General features: G+C 75.8%; 11 protein-coding genes. 4 read left to right on the top strand and 7 right to left on the bottom strand.

Translation table 11 applies throughout. From position 1 onward, the window contains the following. Window positions 1-175: 175 nt before the first annotated feature. From ACI79E_RS08525 to ACI79E_RS08505, 5 genes are all read right to left on the bottom strand, one after another. Window positions 176-1,660 (bottom strand): aldehyde dehydrogenase family protein, encoded by a 1,485-nt coding sequence (locus ACI79E_RS08525; protein ID WP_456932094.1) that lies wholly within the window; start codon window positions 1,658-1,660, stop codon window positions 176-178. 150 nt (window positions 1,661-1,810) lie between these two features. Further along, window positions 1,811-3,583, bottom strand: a complete 1,773-nt coding sequence (locus ACI79E_RS08520; protein ID WP_456932093.1) for a glycoside hydrolase family 2 protein — start codon at window positions 3,581-3,583, stop codon at window positions 1,811-1,813. A gap of 47 nt (window positions 3,584-3,630) precedes the next feature. Continuing rightward, complete coding sequence (locus tag ACI79E_RS08515) at window positions 3,631-4,485, bottom strand: MaoC family dehydratase (protein WP_456932092.1); 855 nt, start codon at window positions 4,483-4,485, stop codon at window positions 3,631-3,633. Next, the gene (locus ACI79E_RS08510; RefSeq protein ID WP_456932091.1) at window positions 4,485-5,825 is read right to left on the bottom strand and encodes a 3-oxoacyl-ACP reductase; all 1,341 of its coding nucleotides are present in this window, start codon (window positions 5,823-5,825) and stop codon (window positions 4,485-4,487) included. The genes ACI79E_RS08515 and ACI79E_RS08510 overlap by 1 nt, the downstream gene beginning before the upstream one ends. 11 nt (window positions 5,826-5,836) lie before the next feature. Then, window positions 5,837-7,120, bottom strand: coding sequence for an acetyl-CoA C-acetyltransferase (locus ACI79E_RS08505; protein ID WP_456932090.1), 1,284 nt, complete (start codon window positions 7,118-7,120; stop codon window positions 5,837-5,839). A 74-nt stretch (window positions 7,121-7,194) separates the two neighbouring features. Here ACI79E_RS08505 and ACI79E_RS08500 point away from each other — a divergent pair, with 74 nt between their 5' ends. Together ACI79E_RS08500 and ACI79E_RS08495 are read left to right on the top strand one after the other, a co-directional pair. Beyond that, window positions 7,195-7,860, top strand: a complete 666-nt coding sequence (locus ACI79E_RS08500) for a TetR/AcrR family transcriptional regulator (RefSeq protein ID WP_456932089.1) — start codon at window positions 7,195-7,197, stop codon at window positions 7,858-7,860. Further along, window positions 7,857-9,884, top strand: a complete 2,028-nt coding sequence (locus ACI79E_RS08495; protein WP_456932088.1) for an acyl-CoA dehydrogenase family protein — start codon at window positions 7,857-7,859, stop codon at window positions 9,882-9,884. Before ACI79E_RS08500 ends, ACI79E_RS08495 begins: the two co-directional genes overlap by 4 nt. 135 nt (window positions 9,885-10,019) lie before the next feature. Here ACI79E_RS08495 and ACI79E_RS08490 read toward each other — a convergent pair whose 3' ends face one another. Beyond that, window positions 10,020-11,555 (bottom strand): amidase, encoded by a 1,536-nt coding sequence (locus ACI79E_RS08490; RefSeq protein WP_456932087.1) that lies wholly within the window; start codon window positions 11,553-11,555, stop codon window positions 10,020-10,022. Window positions 11,556-11,668: 113 nt separating this feature from the next. On the opposite strand from ACI79E_RS08490, the gene ACI79E_RS08485 reads away from it, so the two are divergent. Further along, the gene (locus ACI79E_RS08485; protein ID WP_456932168.1) at window positions 11,669-12,394 is read left to right on the top strand and encodes a trimeric intracellular cation channel family protein; all 726 of its coding nucleotides are present in this window, start codon (window positions 11,669-11,671) and stop codon (window positions 12,392-12,394) included. 1 nt (window position 12,395) lies between these two features. On the opposite strand, the gene ACI79E_RS08480 is transcribed toward ACI79E_RS08485, so the two are convergent. Next, window positions 12,396-15,239 (bottom strand): SpoIIE family protein phosphatase, encoded by a 2,844-nt coding sequence (locus ACI79E_RS08480; RefSeq protein WP_456932086.1) that lies wholly within the window; start codon window positions 15,237-15,239, stop codon window positions 12,396-12,398. 185 nt (window positions 15,240-15,424) lie between these two features. On the opposite strand from ACI79E_RS08480, the gene ACI79E_RS08475 reads away from it, so the two are divergent. Next, window positions 15,425-16,513: an EAL domain-containing protein gene (locus tag ACI79E_RS08475; protein ID WP_456932085.1), complete on the top strand. Its 1,089-nt coding sequence runs from the start codon at window positions 15,425-15,427 to the stop codon at window positions 16,511-16,513. Window positions 16,514-16,555 lie beyond the last annotated feature (42 nt).

Genomic DNA, 16,555 nt, shown 5'->3' with positions numbered 1-16,555 from the left:
CGATACCTCTCCGCAACACACGGGCGGCCGCCGTCCCCGGGTGGGGACGGCGGCCGCCGCCGTCGAGCACGGGGTCCCTGCCGCGGGACACGCCGCCCACCGGCGTGTCGTCGAGCACCGATCCCGTGATCGGCACGCGGGCGTGCCGATCACGGCCGCGCGCGTCGCGCGGGGGTCAGAGGGCCACGTAGACCGACTTGGTCTGCAGGTACTCGTCGAGCGCCTCGGGGCCGTTCTCCCGGCCGTAGCCCGACGCCTTGTAGCCGCCGAAGGGCAGGCTGACGTCGAGCACGCCGTAGGTGTTGACCCAGACCAGGCCCGCCTGCAGCCGGGCGGCGACCCGGTGGGCCCGGGCGACGTCCCGGGTGTGCAGGCCGGCGGCCAGGCCGTAGGGCGTGCCGTTGGCCAGCGCGACCGCCTCCTCCTCGGTGTCGAAGACCTGCACGGTCAGGACCGGCCCGAAGATCTCCTCCTGCACGAGGCGGGAGTCCGGCGCCACGTCGGTGACCACCGTCGGGGCCATGTAGAACCCGGGGCGGTCCAGCCGCTCGCCGCCGGCGACGACCTTCCCGTCCGGCCCGCCGTCGGCGAGTGCCACGTAGCGCTCGACGTTGCGCAGGTGCCGCTCGCCGGCCATCGGACCGACGACCGTGCCCTCGTCCAGCGGGTCCCCGACCGGGACGTGGGTGGCCCCGCCGACGACGCCGGCGAGCACCTGGTCGTAGACCGAGCGCTGCACCAGCAGGCGGGTGCCACCCATGCAGAACTGGCCGGTGTTGAACACGAACGCGGAGACGGCGGCCTGCACGGCCTCGTCGAGGTCGGCGTCCTCGAACACGATGTTGGCCGACTTGCCGCCGAGCTCCATGGTCACCGGGGTGACGCTCGCGGCCGCGGTGGCCGCGATCAGGCTGCCGATCCTCGTGGAGCCGGTGAAGGCGATCCGGTCGACCCCGGGGTGCCGGGTGAGCGCGTCACCGGCGACGGCGCCGTCGCCGGTCACCACGTTGAGCACGCCCGGGGGCAGGCCCGCCTCGGTGAGCAGCTCGGCGATCCGGAGCGCGGTCAGCGGGGTGTCCTCCGCCGGCTTGTGGACCACCGTGTTGCCCGCCGCCAGGGCCGGGGCGATCTTCGACGTCGACAGGATCATCGGGAAGTTGAACGGGGTGATCGCCGCGACGACGCCCAGCGGCTCACGCCGGGTGTAGGCCAGACCCGGGCCGCGGATGCCGCGGGTCGCGCCCTCGATCGCGCCGGCCAGACCGCCGAAGTACGAGAAGTGCTCGGCGGTCGTCCCGGCGTCGATCATCCGGGCGAAGGCGATCGGCTTGCCGGTGTCCAGGCTCTCCAGCCGGGCCAGCTCCTCGGCGTGCTCCTGGATCAGCTGGGCGGCGCGGACCAGGATCCCGCCCCGCTCCCGCGGGCTCATCGTCGCCCACGGGCCGCTCTCGAAGGCCCGCCGGGCGGCCTGGACGGCGAGGTCGACGTCCTCGACGGTGCCCTCGGGGACCGTCGTGACGACCGCTCCGGTGGCGGGGTCGACGACGTCGCGCCGGGCGCTGCCGGTGCTGTCGCGGAACCCACCGTCGATGTAGAGCCGGCCCGGGGGCAGGGCCACCTGCGCGGTGGAGTCGCCGGCGGCCACGTCTGTCGTGCTCATGAGAGTCCTTTCCCGGACGGTCCGTCCGGACCGCCCTCGGACCCGACGGTACGACCCTGAGCAGGGCCGATGCCGCCACGCAGCCTGCGGGCACCACCCCGGGGGTGGGTGATCGTGCTCACCCTGCGGACGGATGTCCGGACACCGGCCTCACCGCCTGCCGAGGGTCGCCCGGCGCAGGTCGGCGGGGTCGCACTTGGCCAGCCGGTCCATGGTCAGCAGGCCGTTGACCTCCTGGTAGGTGTCGGTCAGCTGCGTCCAGCAGGCGCCGGCCAGCGCCTCGCTGGCGTGCACCGCCGCCCACTGGTCGCGGTACCGCGTCAGGAGGTCCTCCGGGGAGGAGGCGTCGGCGTACCCCCACGCCTCGGTGCGGTCCCCCTCGTCGGGCCGGCCGCGCAGCGCCTCGGCGTTGAGCGAGATCCCGCCGAACTCCGACAGGACGACCGCCCGGCCCGCCGTCCCGGCCCGTTCCAGGTCCGCCAGGCGCCCGTCGGGACGCCGACCGGTGGCCGTCCGCTCCAGGTCGGCCGCCGTCCGGTAGCGGGCGGCCAGCTGCGCGGGGTCCTGCCCGTAGTCGTGGATGCCGAGGACGTCGCCACCCAGCGCCTCCCAGCCGTCGTTGGCCGACACCGGACGGGTGCCGTCCAGGGCGTCGGCCTGCGCCGCCAGCGCCCGGACCAGCGCGCGCTGCCGGGGGTCGGTCTCGGCCTCGGGCACCCCCCAGGACTCGTTGAGCGGCACCCACGTCACGACGCTGGGGTGCCCCCGGTGGGCGGCGACGACCTCGGGCCACTCGCGCAGCAGGCGGGCGGCGGCGGTGGGCCCGGGCCGGTACGCCGAGGGCATCTCCGCCCACACCAGCAGCCCCATCCGGTCGGCGAGGGCGAGGTAGCGGGGGTCCTCGGTCTTCTGGTGCTTGCGCGCGCCGGTGAAGCCCAGGTCGCGGGTGAGCTCCAGGTCGCGGCGGAGGGCGTCGACGTCGGGCGGGGTGGCGCCCGTGTCGGGCCAGTAGCCCTGGTCGAGGACCAACCGCGGCCGCACCGGCCGGCCGTTGAGCAGGAAGTGCCCGTCGTCGACGGCCACCGACCGCAGCGCGGTGTAGCTGCGCACCTCGTCGAGCACCTCGCCCGCGTCGCCCACCAGCGCGATCTCGGCGTCCAGCAGGGTCGGGGAACCCGGCTGCCACAGCAGGGCGCCGCGGTCGTCGTGCCCGCCGTCGCCCACCTGGACGGTCCGCTCGACCACCGCGCCGTCCACCCGCGCGACGTCGTCGACCAGCAGCCGGTCCCCGGCGCGCAGCCGCAGGTGCAGCCGCGCCCCCGTCACCGGGACCGCCAGCTCCACGCGGACGTCGACCCGCAGCGTCCGCGGGTCGCCGCGCCACTGCACGTCGGCCACGTGCGCCCGCGCCACCTGCTCCAGCCAGACCGTGCGCCAGATCCCGGTGGTGCGCGGGTACCAGATCTCGTGCGGCTCGTCGCGCCAGTCCTGCTTGCCCCGCGGGGCCTCGAGGTCCAGCGGGTCGTCGTCGGCGCGGACGACGAGGTCCGCGCCGTCGCCGAGCGCGTCGGTCACGTCGACGGCGAACGGGGTGTAGCCGCCCTCGTGGTGGGCGACGTGGGCACCGCCGACCCACACGTCGCAGACCCGGTCGACGGCGCCCAGGTGCAGCACCGTGCGCCGGTCGCCGTCCGGGGCCGGCAGCGGGCGGCGGTACCAGGCGCGGCGCAGTGGGCCCTTCCAGTGCACGCCGCTGGCGGGCGTCTCGGGGGCGTAGGGCACCCGGATGCGCCGGTCGAACGCCACAGCGCCGGGGGTCCCGGTCAGGTCGGGGTCGGCGGCGAACTCCCACTCCCCGTCCAGGGAGGTCCAGGGACGGCGGAGCAGCGGGCGGGGGTGCTCGGTCGGGTCCATCCGGTCCATGCCCCCACCCCACCGGAGACCGGGCCCTCGCGCAGCCCCGGCCGTCGTCAGAGCGGCCGGACGGTGCCGCGCAGGTGCTCGGTGCCGGCCGCGGCGTTGCGGACGACGAGGTCCCAGCCGCCGTCCACCGGGGCGGTGGCCAGCGTGACCGTCGAGGGCAGGAACAGCGGCTTGCGGAAGGCGACGTCGGCGGTCAGCGCCTCGGGCAGCCGGCCCTCCAGCGCCGCCAGCGCCCGGGCCTCGATCCACATCCCGTGCGCGATCGCCCGCTTGAACCCGAACGCCTTCGCGGTCAGCCCGGACAGGTGGATCGGGTTCACGTCGCCGGACACCCCCGCGTAGCGCCGGCCGGCGTCGGCGGGCACCGTCCAGCGGACCGCGCCGTCCGGCAGCGCGCCGACGGTCACCTCGACGTCGGACCGGGGCGCCCCGTCGGGGGCGGTCGCCCCGCGGGCCAGGTAGGTCGACCGGCTCCGCCAGACCTCGGCCCCGGCGGCCGAGACCGAGGCGCACAGGTCGACCGTCGCCCCGCGTGGATGGCGGGCGAACCGCTCGGCCCAGACCTCCAGGTCGAGGGCCTCACCGACCCCGATCGGGCGCAGCGCGTCGATCCGGTTGCGGACGTGCACCAGTCCCGGCAGCGCGACCGGGAACGACCGGTCGGCCATGAGCGCGACGTGCAGCGGGAAGGCGAGCACGTGGAGGTGGGTCACCGGCAGCGTGCCGGTGACCCCGAACCCGCAGACGCGCGCGTAGGCGGCCACGTCCGCGGGGTCGGCCACGACCCCGGTGCGGACCAGCCGGGTGTCGGGCAGCTCACCACCCCGGCCGCGGGTGGTGGCCGCCGCCCGCGCGAACAGCGCCGGCATCGACGGCGCCGCCTCCAGCTCCCTGCGCTCCATCAGGCCCCCAGAACCGACTGTCCGCACACCCGCACGACCTGGCCGTTGACCGCCGCGGCCCCCGGCGAGGCGAGCCAGGCGATCGTCTCGGCGACGTCGACGGGCAGCCCGCCCTGGTGCAGGGAGTTGATCCGCGACCCGATCTCCCGGGGGCCGAAGGGCATCCTCGCCGTCATCTCGGTGACGATGAACCCCGGCGCGACCGCGTTGACCGTCGCACCGCGCGCGGCGAACTCCGCCGCCCACGCCCGCACCATGCCGATCACCCCGGCCTTGGACGCCGCGTAGTTGGTCTGCCCGCGGTTCCCGGCGATCCCCGACTGCGAGCTGACCGCCACCACCCGGGCACCCGGCCGCAGCAGCCCGTCGGCGTCCAGGAGCGCGCGGGTGAGGTCCAGCTGCGCCTGCAGGTTCACCGCCACCACCGACTGCCAGCGGGCGGCGTCCATGTTGACCAGCAGCTTGTCGCGGGTGATGCCGGCGTTGTGGACGACGACGTCGACCCCGCCGTGGCGTCCGCGCAGGTGGTCGACCAGCCGGGCGGCGGCGTCCGGCGCGGTGACGTCGAGCTGCAGCGCCGTCCCGCCGACCTCGTTGGCGACCTCGGCCAGCGCCTCCCCGGCGGCCGGGACGTCGACGGCGACCACGTGGGCGCCGTCCCGGGCCATCACCCGCGCGATCGCCGCGCCGATGCCGCGCGCGGCCCCGGTCACGACGGCGACCCGGCCGGCCAGCGGGCGCTCCACGTCCTCCTCCACCGGGGCGTCGCCCGCGGTGAGGGTGACCACCTGGCCGTCGACGTAGGCCGACCGGCCCGAGAGGAAGAAGCGGACCGGGCCCGCGACCCCGTCCTCGGCGCCGTCCGGGACCACCAGGAGGTTGGCCGTGGCGCCGCCGCGCAGCTCCTTGGCCAGCGACCGGACCAGCCCCTCCAGCGCCTGGCGGGCGGCGGCCCGGGCCGGGGTGGCGGCCTCCGCCGGCGGCGCCGACAGCACCAGCACCCGGCCGGAGGGTGCCAGGCGCCGCACCGCCGGGGCGAGCACGGCGAGCGCCTCGGCCAGGTCGCCCGGGCCGGTCACCCCGGTGGCGTCGAGCAGCACCGCGGCGAGCCGCTCGCCGGCATCGGCCGGGGACAGCACGGGGACCCCGGCGTCCTCCAGCAGCCCGGTCACCTGCTTGCCCAGCCGGCCCTCGCCGACCGAGGCGACGACGGCCGGGCCCGGCAGCAGCGGCTGACCGGGCTCGTACCGGCGCAGGACGGCGGGGCGGGGGAGTCCGAGCCGCCCCGTGATCATCGCGCCGAGGCCGGAGCCGGCGACGTCGCGGTACCAGTCGCTCACGGGTGCCCCCTTCAGGACTCGAGGATGGCGACGACGCCCTGGCCGCCGGCCGCGCAGATGGAGACCAGGCCGCGGCGGCCGGGGCCGGCCTCGTGCAGCAGCTTGGCCAGCGTCGCGACGATCCGGCCGCCGGTCGCGGCGAACGGGTGCCCCGCGGCCAGCGACGAGCCGTTGACGTTGAGCCTCGACCGGTCGATCGGGCCCAGGGGCGCGTCGAGGCCCAGCTTCTCCTTGCAGAACGAGGGGTCCTCCCAGGCCTTGAGCGTGGCCAGCACGGTGGACGCGAACGCCTCGTGGATCTCGTAGAAGTCGAAGTCCTGCAGGGTGAGGCCGTTGCGGGCCAGCAGCACCGGGACGGCGGAGGCCGGGGCCATCAGCAGCCCCTCGCCGGCGTGGACGTGGTCGACCGCGGCGGTCTGGGCGTCGACGAGGTGGGCCAGCACCGGCAGGCCGCGCGCCGCCGCCCACTCGTCGGAGGCCAGCAGCACCGCGGAGGCGCCGTCGGTCAGCGGGGTGGAGTTGCCCGCGGTCATCGTGGCGCCCTCGCCGGTGCCGAACACCGGACGCAGCGTCGCGAGCTTCTCCACGGAGGTGTCCGGCCGCAGGTTCTGGTCCCGGGTGAGCCCCAGGTAGGGGGTGACGAGGTCGTCGAAGAAGCCGCGGTCGTAGGCGGCGGCGAGGTTGCGGTGCGAGGCGACGGCGAGCGCGTCCTGCTCCTCGCGGCCGATCTCCCACTCGGCCGCGGTGATCGCCATGTGGTCGCCCATGGCCAGGCCGGTGCGCGGCTCGGCGTTGCGCGGGGCCTCGGGCACGAGCATCCCCGGGCGCACGCCGGCGAGGGCCTTGAGCCGCTGCTGCACGGTCTTCGCCTGGCTGAGCGTGATCAGCAGGCGGCGCATGTCGTCGTGGATCGCCAGCGGGGCGTCGGAGGTGGTGTCCACACCGCCGGCGATGCCCGACTCGATCTGGCCGAGGGCGATCTTGTTGGCGACGAGGACCGCCGCCTCCAGGCCGGTGCCGCAGGCCTGCTGGACGTCGTAGGCCGGGGTGGACGCCGCCAGCCGGGAGCCGAGGACGGCCTCGCGGGTCAGGTTGAAGTCGCGGGCGTGCTTGAGGACGGCGCCGGCGACGACCTCCCCGAGCTGCTGGCCCTGCAGGCCGAAGCGGGCGACCAGGCCGTCGAGCGTGGCCGTGAGCATGTCCTGGTTGGAGGCGGAGGCGTAGGCCCCGTTCGACCGCGCGAACGGGATCCGGTTGCCGCCGACGATCGCGGCCTTCCGGGGCGTGGGAGCCATCGAGGTACCTCCGGGGAGTGGGGTCGGCACGGGGACAACAGCAGGTACCGACGGTACTCGGTACCGTCGGTACCGTGGAACTCGGAGAGGCCCTCGGGACCGTGGTGGCACGCCGGCGCGACCGCCGCGACTCCCGGTGGGACGAGCACCGCCGCGCCCGCCGGGAGCAGCTGGTCGACGCCACCCTCGCCGCGGTCGGCCGGCACGGGGCCGGCGTGGGCATGGACGAGATCGCCGCGGCGGCCGGCACCAGCAAGACCGCCGTCTACCGGCACTTCGCCGACCGCGCCGAGCTGCACGTCGCCGTCTGCGCGCGGGTGGCCGAGCAGCTCACCGCGCGGCTGCGCGAGGCGATGACCTCCAGCACCGGGCCGCGGCAGATGCTCGCCGCCGCGGTCGACACCTACCTGGCGTTCCTCGAGGCCGACCCCGAGGTCTACCGGTTCGTCGTCCGCCGCCCGGGAGCCGACCGGCCGGCGGCGCCCGACCCCATCGGCACCCTCTCCGACCTGGTCGGCGACCAGGCCGCCGCGCTGGTCGCCGTGGCCCTCGAGCAGGCCGGCCGCGACCCGGCCGCCGCCGCTCCGTGGGGCCACGGCCTGGTCGGCCTGGTCCGCTCCGCCGCCGACTGGTGGCTGCAGGCCGACCGCCCCATGCCGCGCGCCGACCTCGCCGCCCACCTGACCGATCTCGCCTGGGCCGGCCTGTCCGGCGTCGTCCCCGAGGAGGACCCGAAGTGACGTCCCTGCTGCCGACCGCCGTGGACCCGAGGGCGCTCACCGAGGTGCTCGACGGCCGCTGGGCACACGTCCGCCGCGACGCCCGCGAGCACCTGCACGACCCCGACCTGCTGCCCGTCTACGGCGAGACCGTCGCCGAGGCCCGCGCGCGGGTCACCCGGGCGGCGCGGGTGCTGGCCGGGTCCGGCCGCGTGGCCCGCGGCTTCCCGGAGGAGTACGGCGGGGAGGACGACGCCGGCGGCTCGGTGGTCTCGGTGGAGATGCTCGCCTTCACCGACCTGTCGGTCATGGTGAAGGCCGGCGTCCAGTGGGGGCTGTTCGGCGGCGCCGTCCAGCTGCTCGGCACCCAGCGGCACCACGACGCCCACCTGCGCGACATCATGGGTTTCGACCTGCCGGGCTGCTTCGCGATGACCGAGACCGGTCACGGCTCCGACGTCCAGCAACTGCGGACGACGTGCACCTACGACCCCGAGACGCAGACCTTCGACCTGCACACGCCGCACGAGGCCGCCCGCAAGGACTACATCGGCAACGCGGCGCAGGACGGCCGGATGGCGGTGGTCTTCGCGCAGCTGGTCACCCGGGGCGAGCGGCACGGCGTGCACGCCTGGCTGGTCCCGATCCGGGACGAGCACGGCGACCCGCTACCCGGCGTCACCATCGGCGACGACGGCCCCAAGGCCGGGCTCAACGGCGTCGACAACGGCCGGCTCGCCTTCGACCACGTGCGCGTGCCGCGGGACATGCTGCTCGACCGGTACGGCTCGGTCGCGCCCGACGGCACCTACACCAGCTCCATCGAGAACGAGACCCGCCGCTTCTTCACCATGCTCGGCACGCTCGTCCGGGGGCGGGTGAGCGTCGGCGGCTCGGCGTCCTCGGCGACCAAGCTCGCCCTCGACATCGCCGTCCGCTACGGCGAGGTCCGCCGCCAGTTCGCCGCCCCCGGCGGCGACCGCGAGGTCGCGATCAACGACTACCTCGTGCACCAGCGCACGCTGCTGCCGGCCCTCGCCGCCACCTACGCGTACTCCTTCGCGCAGGAGGAGCTGGTCGGCAGGATGCACGACGTCCAGGGCGCGGAGGAGGTCGACGAGCGGGCGCAGCGGGAGCTGGAGTCGCGCGCCGCCGGGCTCAAGGCCGCCCAGACCTGGCACGCCACCCGCACCATCCAGCTGTGCCGCGAGGCGTGCGGCGGCGCCGGCTACCTGCAGGAGAACCGGCTGCCGCACCTCAAGGCCGACACCGACGTGTTCACCACCTTCGAGGGCGACAACACCGTCCTGATGCAGCTGGTCGCCAAGGGTCTGCTGACCGGCTACCGCGACGCCTTCGGCTCCCTCGACGGGTGGGGCCGGATCGGGTTCGTCGCCGACCTGGTCCGCGAGACCGTGCTGGAGCGGACCGCCGCCCGCGGGCTCATCGCCCGGCTGGTCGACGCCGTCCCCGGCCGGGACGACGAGGTGCCCATGCTCGACCGCGGCTGGCAGCTGAAGGTCTTCGAGGACCGCGAGAAGCACACCCTCGACAGCGCCATCCGCCGGCTCCGCCGGGGCGCGGCGCAGCCCGGCTCCGACCCGTTCGACGTGTTCAACGACGTGCAGGACCACGTGCTGGCCGCCGCGCAGGCGCACATCGACCGGATCGTGCTCGAGGCGTTCGTGGCCGGCATCGAGCGCACCGCCGACGACGGCGCCCGCGCCCTGCTCGACCGCCTCTGCGACCTGTACGCGCTGTCGACCGTCGAGGCGCACAAGGGCTGGTTCCTCGAGCACGGCCGGCTCTCCGCGCCGCGGGCCAAGGCCCTCACCGCCACGGTCAACGGGCTGCTCGCCGAACTGCGTCCGCACGCGGTCACGCTGGTCGACGGCTTCGCCATCCCGGCGGACTGGAAGCGGGCGGCGGTCCTGGAGGAGGAGCCGGCGCGGCAGGAGACGATGCACCGCCACGACCTGGCCGCCCACGACACCCGGGTGCTCGCGGGGACGGCGACCGCCGTGGAGGTCCCGCCCGCCCAGTGAGACGCCCGGGGCCCGCCTCCGCCTCCGCCTCCGCCTCGATCATGGGATCCGTGCACGCGACACGGTGGGACACACCGTGACAGCAGGCACCGATCCCACGATCGACGACGGCGAGCAGGTGGCGGAGGGCGGTCGTCAGCGGGCGGGTGGCCGCGGGAAGCCGCCGACCAGCTGCTCGAAGGCGTGCGCCACCTTGAGCGGGGTGGTGTCCTCGAACCGGCGTCCGACCAGCATCATCCCGACCGGCAGGCCCTGCGAGAGCCCGGCCGGGACGCTCGTGGCCGGGTGACCGCTGACGTCGAACGGCGCGCAGTTGACGATCATCTCCAGCGCGCGGGCCACCCGGGTCTCCAGCGGGTCGTCCGGTGCCGGGATCTCCGGGGCGACCATCGGCACGGTGGGCATCACCAGCAGGTCGACGTCGGCCAGCGCGGCGTCGTACTGCCGGCGGACCTCGGTGGCCAGGTTCCGCGCCATCGCGTAGTGGCGGGTCTGCTCCTGCTCGAACGACCAGCGGCCGGCCAGCGCCACCGCGGTCACCGTCGGCGACCACCGGTCGACCACCTCGCGCCGCTGGCGGCCGTAGTGCGCGACCAGGTCGGGGTCGTAGCGGCCCTCGTAGTTCCAGCCGTAGGCGTTGCCCTCGATCATCTGCACCGTCGCGCCGTCGGTGGCGATGACGTTCCAGACGTGCAGGGCGTGCCGGTGCCAGGGCAGGTCGAGGTCCACCACCTCGAGGCCGAGCTCCCGCAGCCGGCCGGCCGCCTCGCGCACGGTCTCGTCCACGCCGGGCTCGGAGAGCTCCTCCCAGCCGAAGCCCTGGGCGACCACCCCGACCCGCAGCCCCGCGACGTCCCCGCCCAGCGCGGCGGCGTACTGCTCGGGGACCAGGTCGGCCGGCTGGCGCGGGTCCTGGCCGTCGCGGCCGGCGAGGACGTCGAGCATCGCGGCGGCGTCGACGACCGTGCGGGTCATCGGGCCCAGGTGGTCGAGGGTCAGCTCGATCGGGAACGCCCCCGTGTACGGGACCAGGCCGTGGGTGGGCTTGTGACCGACGATGCCGGAGAACGCCGCCGGCATGCGGATCGAGCCACCCTGGTCGCCACCGATCGCGAGGTCCACCTCACCGGCGGCCACGAGCGCGGCGCTGCCGCTGGAGCTGCCGCCCGTCGTCCGCGAGGGGTCCCAGGGGTTGCGCACCGGCCCGGTGACGGAGGTGTGGCTGCCGCCGGAGAAGCAGAGGTCCTCGCAGACGGCCTTGCCCACGACCGTCGCACCGGCCTCGAGCAGCCGGGTGACGACGGTGGCGTCCTCGCGGGGGACGAAGCCCTCCACGGTGTACGAGCCGTTCATCATCGGGACGCCGGCGACCTCGACGTTGTCCTTGACCGCCACCGTCCGGCCGGCCAGCGGGCCCTCGGCGGCCCCCCGGATCTCGGTGGTGACGTACCAGGCGCCCAGCGGGTTGTCGGCGTCGGCCGGCCGCGCGCTCGTCCGGTCCGCGGGCACCTGCGGGGCGATGCCCTCGTAGAGCTCCTCGACCGCGTCGTAGGAGCTGAGGAAGGCGGCGACGATCGGCGTGTAGGACGCGACGTCCTCCGCGCTGGGCTTCATGCCGTAGCTGGCCGCGAGTGCAGCGACCTCGTTCTCGTCCGGCGGGCGTACGGGCACGGGGACCTCCCAGGGCGGCGGCGGGTGTGCTGCGCAAGCTAGCGACGTCACCACCGTGCTGTCACCGGGAACCGGACCGGCCGGAGGACCGGGGAGAATGCCCGCCCGTGGAGATGTTCGCCGCGGCCGCCGAGGCCCTGCGGGTGCCGGCCCCCGTCGACCTCGCCGCGATCGTCGTCGGCGCGCTCACCGGGGGCCTGCTCGCCGCGCGGGAGGGGTTCGCGGTCTCCGGCGTCCTGCTGCTGGCGGTCTGCGGCGGGCTGGGCGGCGGCCTCATCCGCGACGTCCTGCTGGCCCAGGGTCCGCCGGTCGCGCTGACCAACCCCGCCTACCTGCACACCGTGGCGATCACCGCGATGGTCACCTTCTACTTCTCCGGCTGGCTGTCCCGGCTGACCGGGCTGCTGGTCGTGCTCGATGCGGTCACCCTGGGCTTCTTCACCGTCATCGGCGCGCAGAAGGCGCAGCTGGCCGCCCTGCCCAGCGCCTCCGTCGTGTTCGTCGGCACGGTCACCGCGGTCGGCGGCGCAGTCATCCGCGACGTGCTGCTGGCCCAGCGGGCCGAGATCGTCCAGCCCGGCCCCTACAACGCGGTCGCCGCGCTGCTCGGTGCCACCGTGCTGACGGTGCTGGCCGGGCCGCTGGACGTGGAGCCGCTCCCGGTGGCGGCGGTGGTCATCACCCTGGTGGCCGCGCTGCGCGTGCTGTCGGTCTGGCGCGGGTGGGAGGCGCCGGTGGCCGTCGACCTCCCGGGGCGGGCCCGCAGCCGGCTGGTCCGCGTGCGTGGCGCCCGGACCCCGGGACGCCGAACGAAGCTGCGGCGGCGCGACCGCGGCTAGCTCACCGGTCGACGCCGGCCTCCGGGTTGACCTCGGGTGCCGGCTCGATGCCCGGCGGGAGGAGCTGCGGGCCGGCCTCGGCCGGGCGCGGCTCGGTCTGGGTGTGCAGGCGGACGGCCAACAGGGCGACGTCGTCCTCCGCGTCGGGCAGGAACAGCCGCTCGAGCACGCGGTCGCAGAGGCTCTCCAGCGGCAGGTCCGCGTACTCGCGCAGCACCGCCAGCAGCGCGTCGGTGCCGGCGTCGAGGTCGCGGTCGCGGCGCTCGATGAGCCCGTCGGTGTAGAGGAACACCGTGGAGCCGGCCGGCAGGACCGCCACCCGGTCGGCCCGCGGCCTGGAGGGGTCCACGCCCAGCAGCAGGTCGGCCGGGTGCCCGTCGAGGACCTGCACCTCCCCGTCGGGGGCGACGACCACCGGTGGCGGGTGCCCCGCGCTCGACCAGCGCAGCCGGGTCCGGTCCTGCCGCAGGTCGGACCGCTCCTGCTCCAGCCGGGCGACCAGGGCGGTGGCCACGGTGTCGAGCGCCAGCCCCCGGATGGCCCGGTCGAGCTCGCCCAGCACCTGCGCCGGGGCGGCGCCGCTGGAGTAGCTGATGCCCCGCAGCAGGCCGCGCAGCTGGCCCATGGCCGCCGCTGCCCGGCTGTCGTGGCCGACGACGTCGCCGATGGCCAGCACGGTGGCGCCGCCGGCCTCGAGGAAGGCGTCGTACCAGTCGCCGCCGATCTCCGCGCCCGCCGCGGCCGGCACGTACTTGACGACGATCTGGCAGTGGTCGGGCTCCGGCGGGGCGGTGAGCATGCTGTGCTGCAGGGCGTCGGCGAGCACCCGCTGCTGGCCGTAGAGCCGGGCGTGGTGCAGCGCCAGCCCGGCCCGGCGGCCGACCTCCACCGCGGTGTCGATCTCGGCCTGGGAGTGCGGTCCGCGCTCGGCGCTGCTGAACAACCCGAGCGCGCCGAGGGTCTGCCCGCGGGCCACGAGGGGCACGACCACGCCGGCGGCGAGGCCCAGCCGGTCCAGCAGCTGCCGGGTCGCCGGCTCGGGGATGGCCCGCTGGATCCGCTGCTCGTCGATCCGCGGCAGCACCAGCGGCCGCCCGGTGCGGGTGACGACGGTGGCCGCGGCCTGGTCGGTCATGACCGCGACCATCGAGTGCACGTAGAGCTCGAGCTCGGCGCGCAGCTCCGGGTCCCGGTGCGCCGAGGCCATCTCGTGCAGCCGCCCCTGCTCGTCGGTGACCACCAGCCAGCACCAGTCCCCGAGCGTGGGGACGACCAGGTCGGCGAGCTGGCCGACCTGCTGGCCGATGTCCAGGCTGCCCGACAGCACCCGCCCGGCGTCGGCGAGCAGCTGCAGCCGGGCGTTGGCCTCCACCATCGCGGCGACGGCGTCGGCGCGCACCCGGTCGGCCTGCAGCCGGGAGGCCGTGAGCGCGATCTGCGCGGTGAGCCCCTCGAGGAGCTCGAGGTCGGGCCCGGTGAAGGTGTGCTCGGTGGTCCAGACGACGGTGAAGCTCCCGATCAGCCGCCCCTCCACGCGCAGCGGCAGCGCGGCGAGGGCCCGCGTGCCCAGCACCGCGTTGATCCCGGCCATCTGCGGGAAGCGGGCCTCGGCCGCGGCCGCGTCGGTGAACGTCAGCCGTTCGCCGTGGCGGGCGACGTACTGGATCGGCAGGTCGTCGACGTCGTCCATCGGGACGCCGTCGCGCGGGAGCTCGACGTCGACCTCGCGGGCCACCGTCTCGAGGATCCGGCGGGTGAGGTGCAGGTAGAGGCGCTGGTCCTGCGGGTCCTTGACGGCCAGCCCGATGGCGTCGGCCCCGAGCACCCGCGCCCCGCGCAGGGCGATCTCGGCCAGCTGCGGGATGCGGGTGGCGTTGGCCAGCTCGGCGGCGACCTCGGCGATGGCCGCCGCGCGCTGCACCGCCGACATCCGCCGCTCGGCCTCCTCGCGGGGGGCCGTGACGTCGACGACGGTGCCGAGCAGCCGCACCGGCTCACCGCGCGGGTCGCTGACCACCCGCCCGCGCGACACCGTCCACAGGTAGGTGCCGTCGGCCCGGCGCATCCGCGCCTCGACCATGAACTCCGCGCGCTGCTCGATCGCCGAGCGCATGGCCTCCACGACGGCGGGGTGGTCGTCGGGGTGGACGTGGTCGGTCAGCACCTCCTGGAGGGAGGTGTGCTCGACGGCGCCGTCCAGGCCGAACAGGGCCGCGCAGCGCTCGTCCCAGAGCATCGTCCCGGTCCGGAGGTCCCGTTCCCAGATGCCGATGGAGCTGGCCTCCAGCGCGATGTCCAGCCGGGCCAGCGAGGTGCCGATCGCCGTCCGCGCGGCCGAGAGCTCCAGCTCGGCGATGACCGAGGCCGCCAGCTGCTCCAGCAGGGCCGCGGCCTCGTCCGACCACGCGCGGGGCACGGTGTCGTAGACGGCCAGGACGCCGACGACGTGGCCGGAGCCCGCGACCAGCGGCACGCCCAGGTAGGCCGCGACCTGGCCGGAGGTGACCGCCGGCAGGTCGGCGACCGAGGCCAGCGCCCGGGCGTCGGGGACGGCGAGGGGCGCCCCACGTCGCACGGTGATCGCGGAGATGGCGCCGGTCAGCAGCGCCGGGCCGCCGATGACCCCCGGCGGCAGGCCGTACCCGCCGACGACGGTGTCCTGGTCGGTGAAGAGGGTGACCTTGGCGTGGCCGGCGCCCACCAGCCGGGCGGCCAGCGCGGAGAGCCGGTCGAAGGCGGCCGGGCCCGGCACCTCGACCAGCAGCCGGCGGGCAGCGGCGATGCGGTGGGGGTCGTGGAGGACGTCGGGGGGACGCGGCGACGGGGACGGCAGTGGCGACGCCATGCTCTCCCCTTCCGCTGCTGCAGCGGACTCCGTGTGCTGACCGCGACACCTCCATGCTGTCACGCCGGTGATCCGCCATCGGACCGTGCGGGACGCGCGTCACCCGTGTCGCTCCCCCTGCGGGGTGAGCCGGTCCGCACGCCGGTCAAGCGGCGGGCGCGGTGAACCGATGGGACGGCATGTCGGTGACACGGACGAGCCACCTCCCGGACTGCCGTCCGCTGCTGGCCGACCCCGACGACCTGACGCTGGTGTTCCAGCCGATCGTCGACCTCGCCGCCGCCCGCGTCGCCGGCTACGAGGCGCTGTCCCGCTTCCCGGGCACCGCCGGGCCCGAGGTGTGGTTCGCGGCCGCCGCGGAGTGCGGCCTGGCCGCCCAGCTGGAGTCCCTGGCCATCGTCAAGGCGCTGGCCGCCGTCCCGCGGTTGCCGGACAACACCTTCCTGACCGTGAACGTCAGCCCCCACCTGCTCGGCAGCCCACCGGTGGAGGAGGCGCTGGCCACGCGGCCGGACCTCACCCGGGTCGTCGTCGAGCTCACCGAGCACACGCCGGTCGCCGACGTGGCCGCGCTGCGCCGCCAGACGCAGGCCCTGCGCGCCCGCGGCGCCCTCGTCGCGCTGGACGACGCCGGATCCGGTTACTCCGGCCTGCAGCAGATGGCCACCGTCCGGCCGCAGCTGGTCAAGCTCGACCGCGCCCTGGTGACCGACGTCGACACCGACCCCGTCCGGGCGGCGCTGGCCGAGATGCTCGGCGAGTTCGCCGGCCGGATCGACGCCTGGCTGCTGGCCGAGGGCATCGAGACCGCCGGTGAGCTGGCGGCCCTCGCGCGGCTCGGGGTGCCGCTGGCCCAGGGCTGGCTGCTCGGCCGGCCGAGCCCGGACTTCGCGCCGCTGACGCCGGAGGTCACCCGCCTGGTCCGGGCGCAGGTCGCCCGCGCCCGTCTCACCGAGAGCGTGGCGAGCCTGCTGCGCCCGGTGCGCCAGGTCGCCGCGGACGAGGCGCTGCCCGGCGTCCCCCCTGCGGTGCTGGTGGGCCCGCTGGGCGAGCCCGTCGGCCTGCTGTTGGCCTGCTCCCGGACGTCGGAGGTGTACACGGCGCCGGTGTCCCTGCGGGTGCAGCCGTCGGCGGACACCACCGAGACCCTCCAGCGGGCCCTGACCCGGCCCTCGGCGCAGCGGTTCGACCCCGTCGTCTGCACCGACCCGACCGGCGCCGTCCTCGGCCTGCTGCGCGTGGAGGACCTCGCCTCCGCCCACGCGGCGCGCTGACCCCGATCCCCGACCGCCCACCCGGGCGGGCGGTTGCCACCC

The sequence above is a fragment of the Geodermatophilus sp. SYSU D00079 genome, assembly GCF_054050635.1.
This window is presented reverse-complemented; position numbering and strand designations above follow the sequence as displayed.

Bases quoted from the DNA above. Each gene is read 5' to 3' on its own strand.
- ACI79E_RS08525 (WP_456932094.1), bottom strand. From the start codon at position 1,660: ATGAGCACGACAGACGTGGCCGCCGGCGACTCCACCGCGCAGGTGGCC.
- ACI79E_RS08520 (WP_456932093.1), bottom strand. From the start codon at position 3,583: ATGGACCGGATGGACCCGACCGAGCACCCCCGCCCGCTGCTCCGCCGT.
- ACI79E_RS08480 (WP_456932086.1), bottom strand. From the start codon at position 15,239: ATGGCGTCGCCACTGCCGTCCCCGTCGCCGCGTCCCCCCGACGTCCTC.
- ACI79E_RS08485 (WP_456932168.1), top strand. From the start codon at position 11,669: ATGTTCGCCGCGGCCGCCGAGGCCCTGCGGGTGCCGGCCCCCGTCGAC.
- ACI79E_RS08515 (WP_456932092.1), bottom strand. From the start codon at position 4,485: ATGGAGCGCAGGGAGCTGGAGGCGGCGCCGTCGATGCCGGCGCTGTTC.
- ACI79E_RS08505 (WP_456932090.1), bottom strand. From the start codon at position 7,120: ATGGCTCCCACGCCCCGGAAGGCCGCGATCGTCGGCGGCAACCGGATC.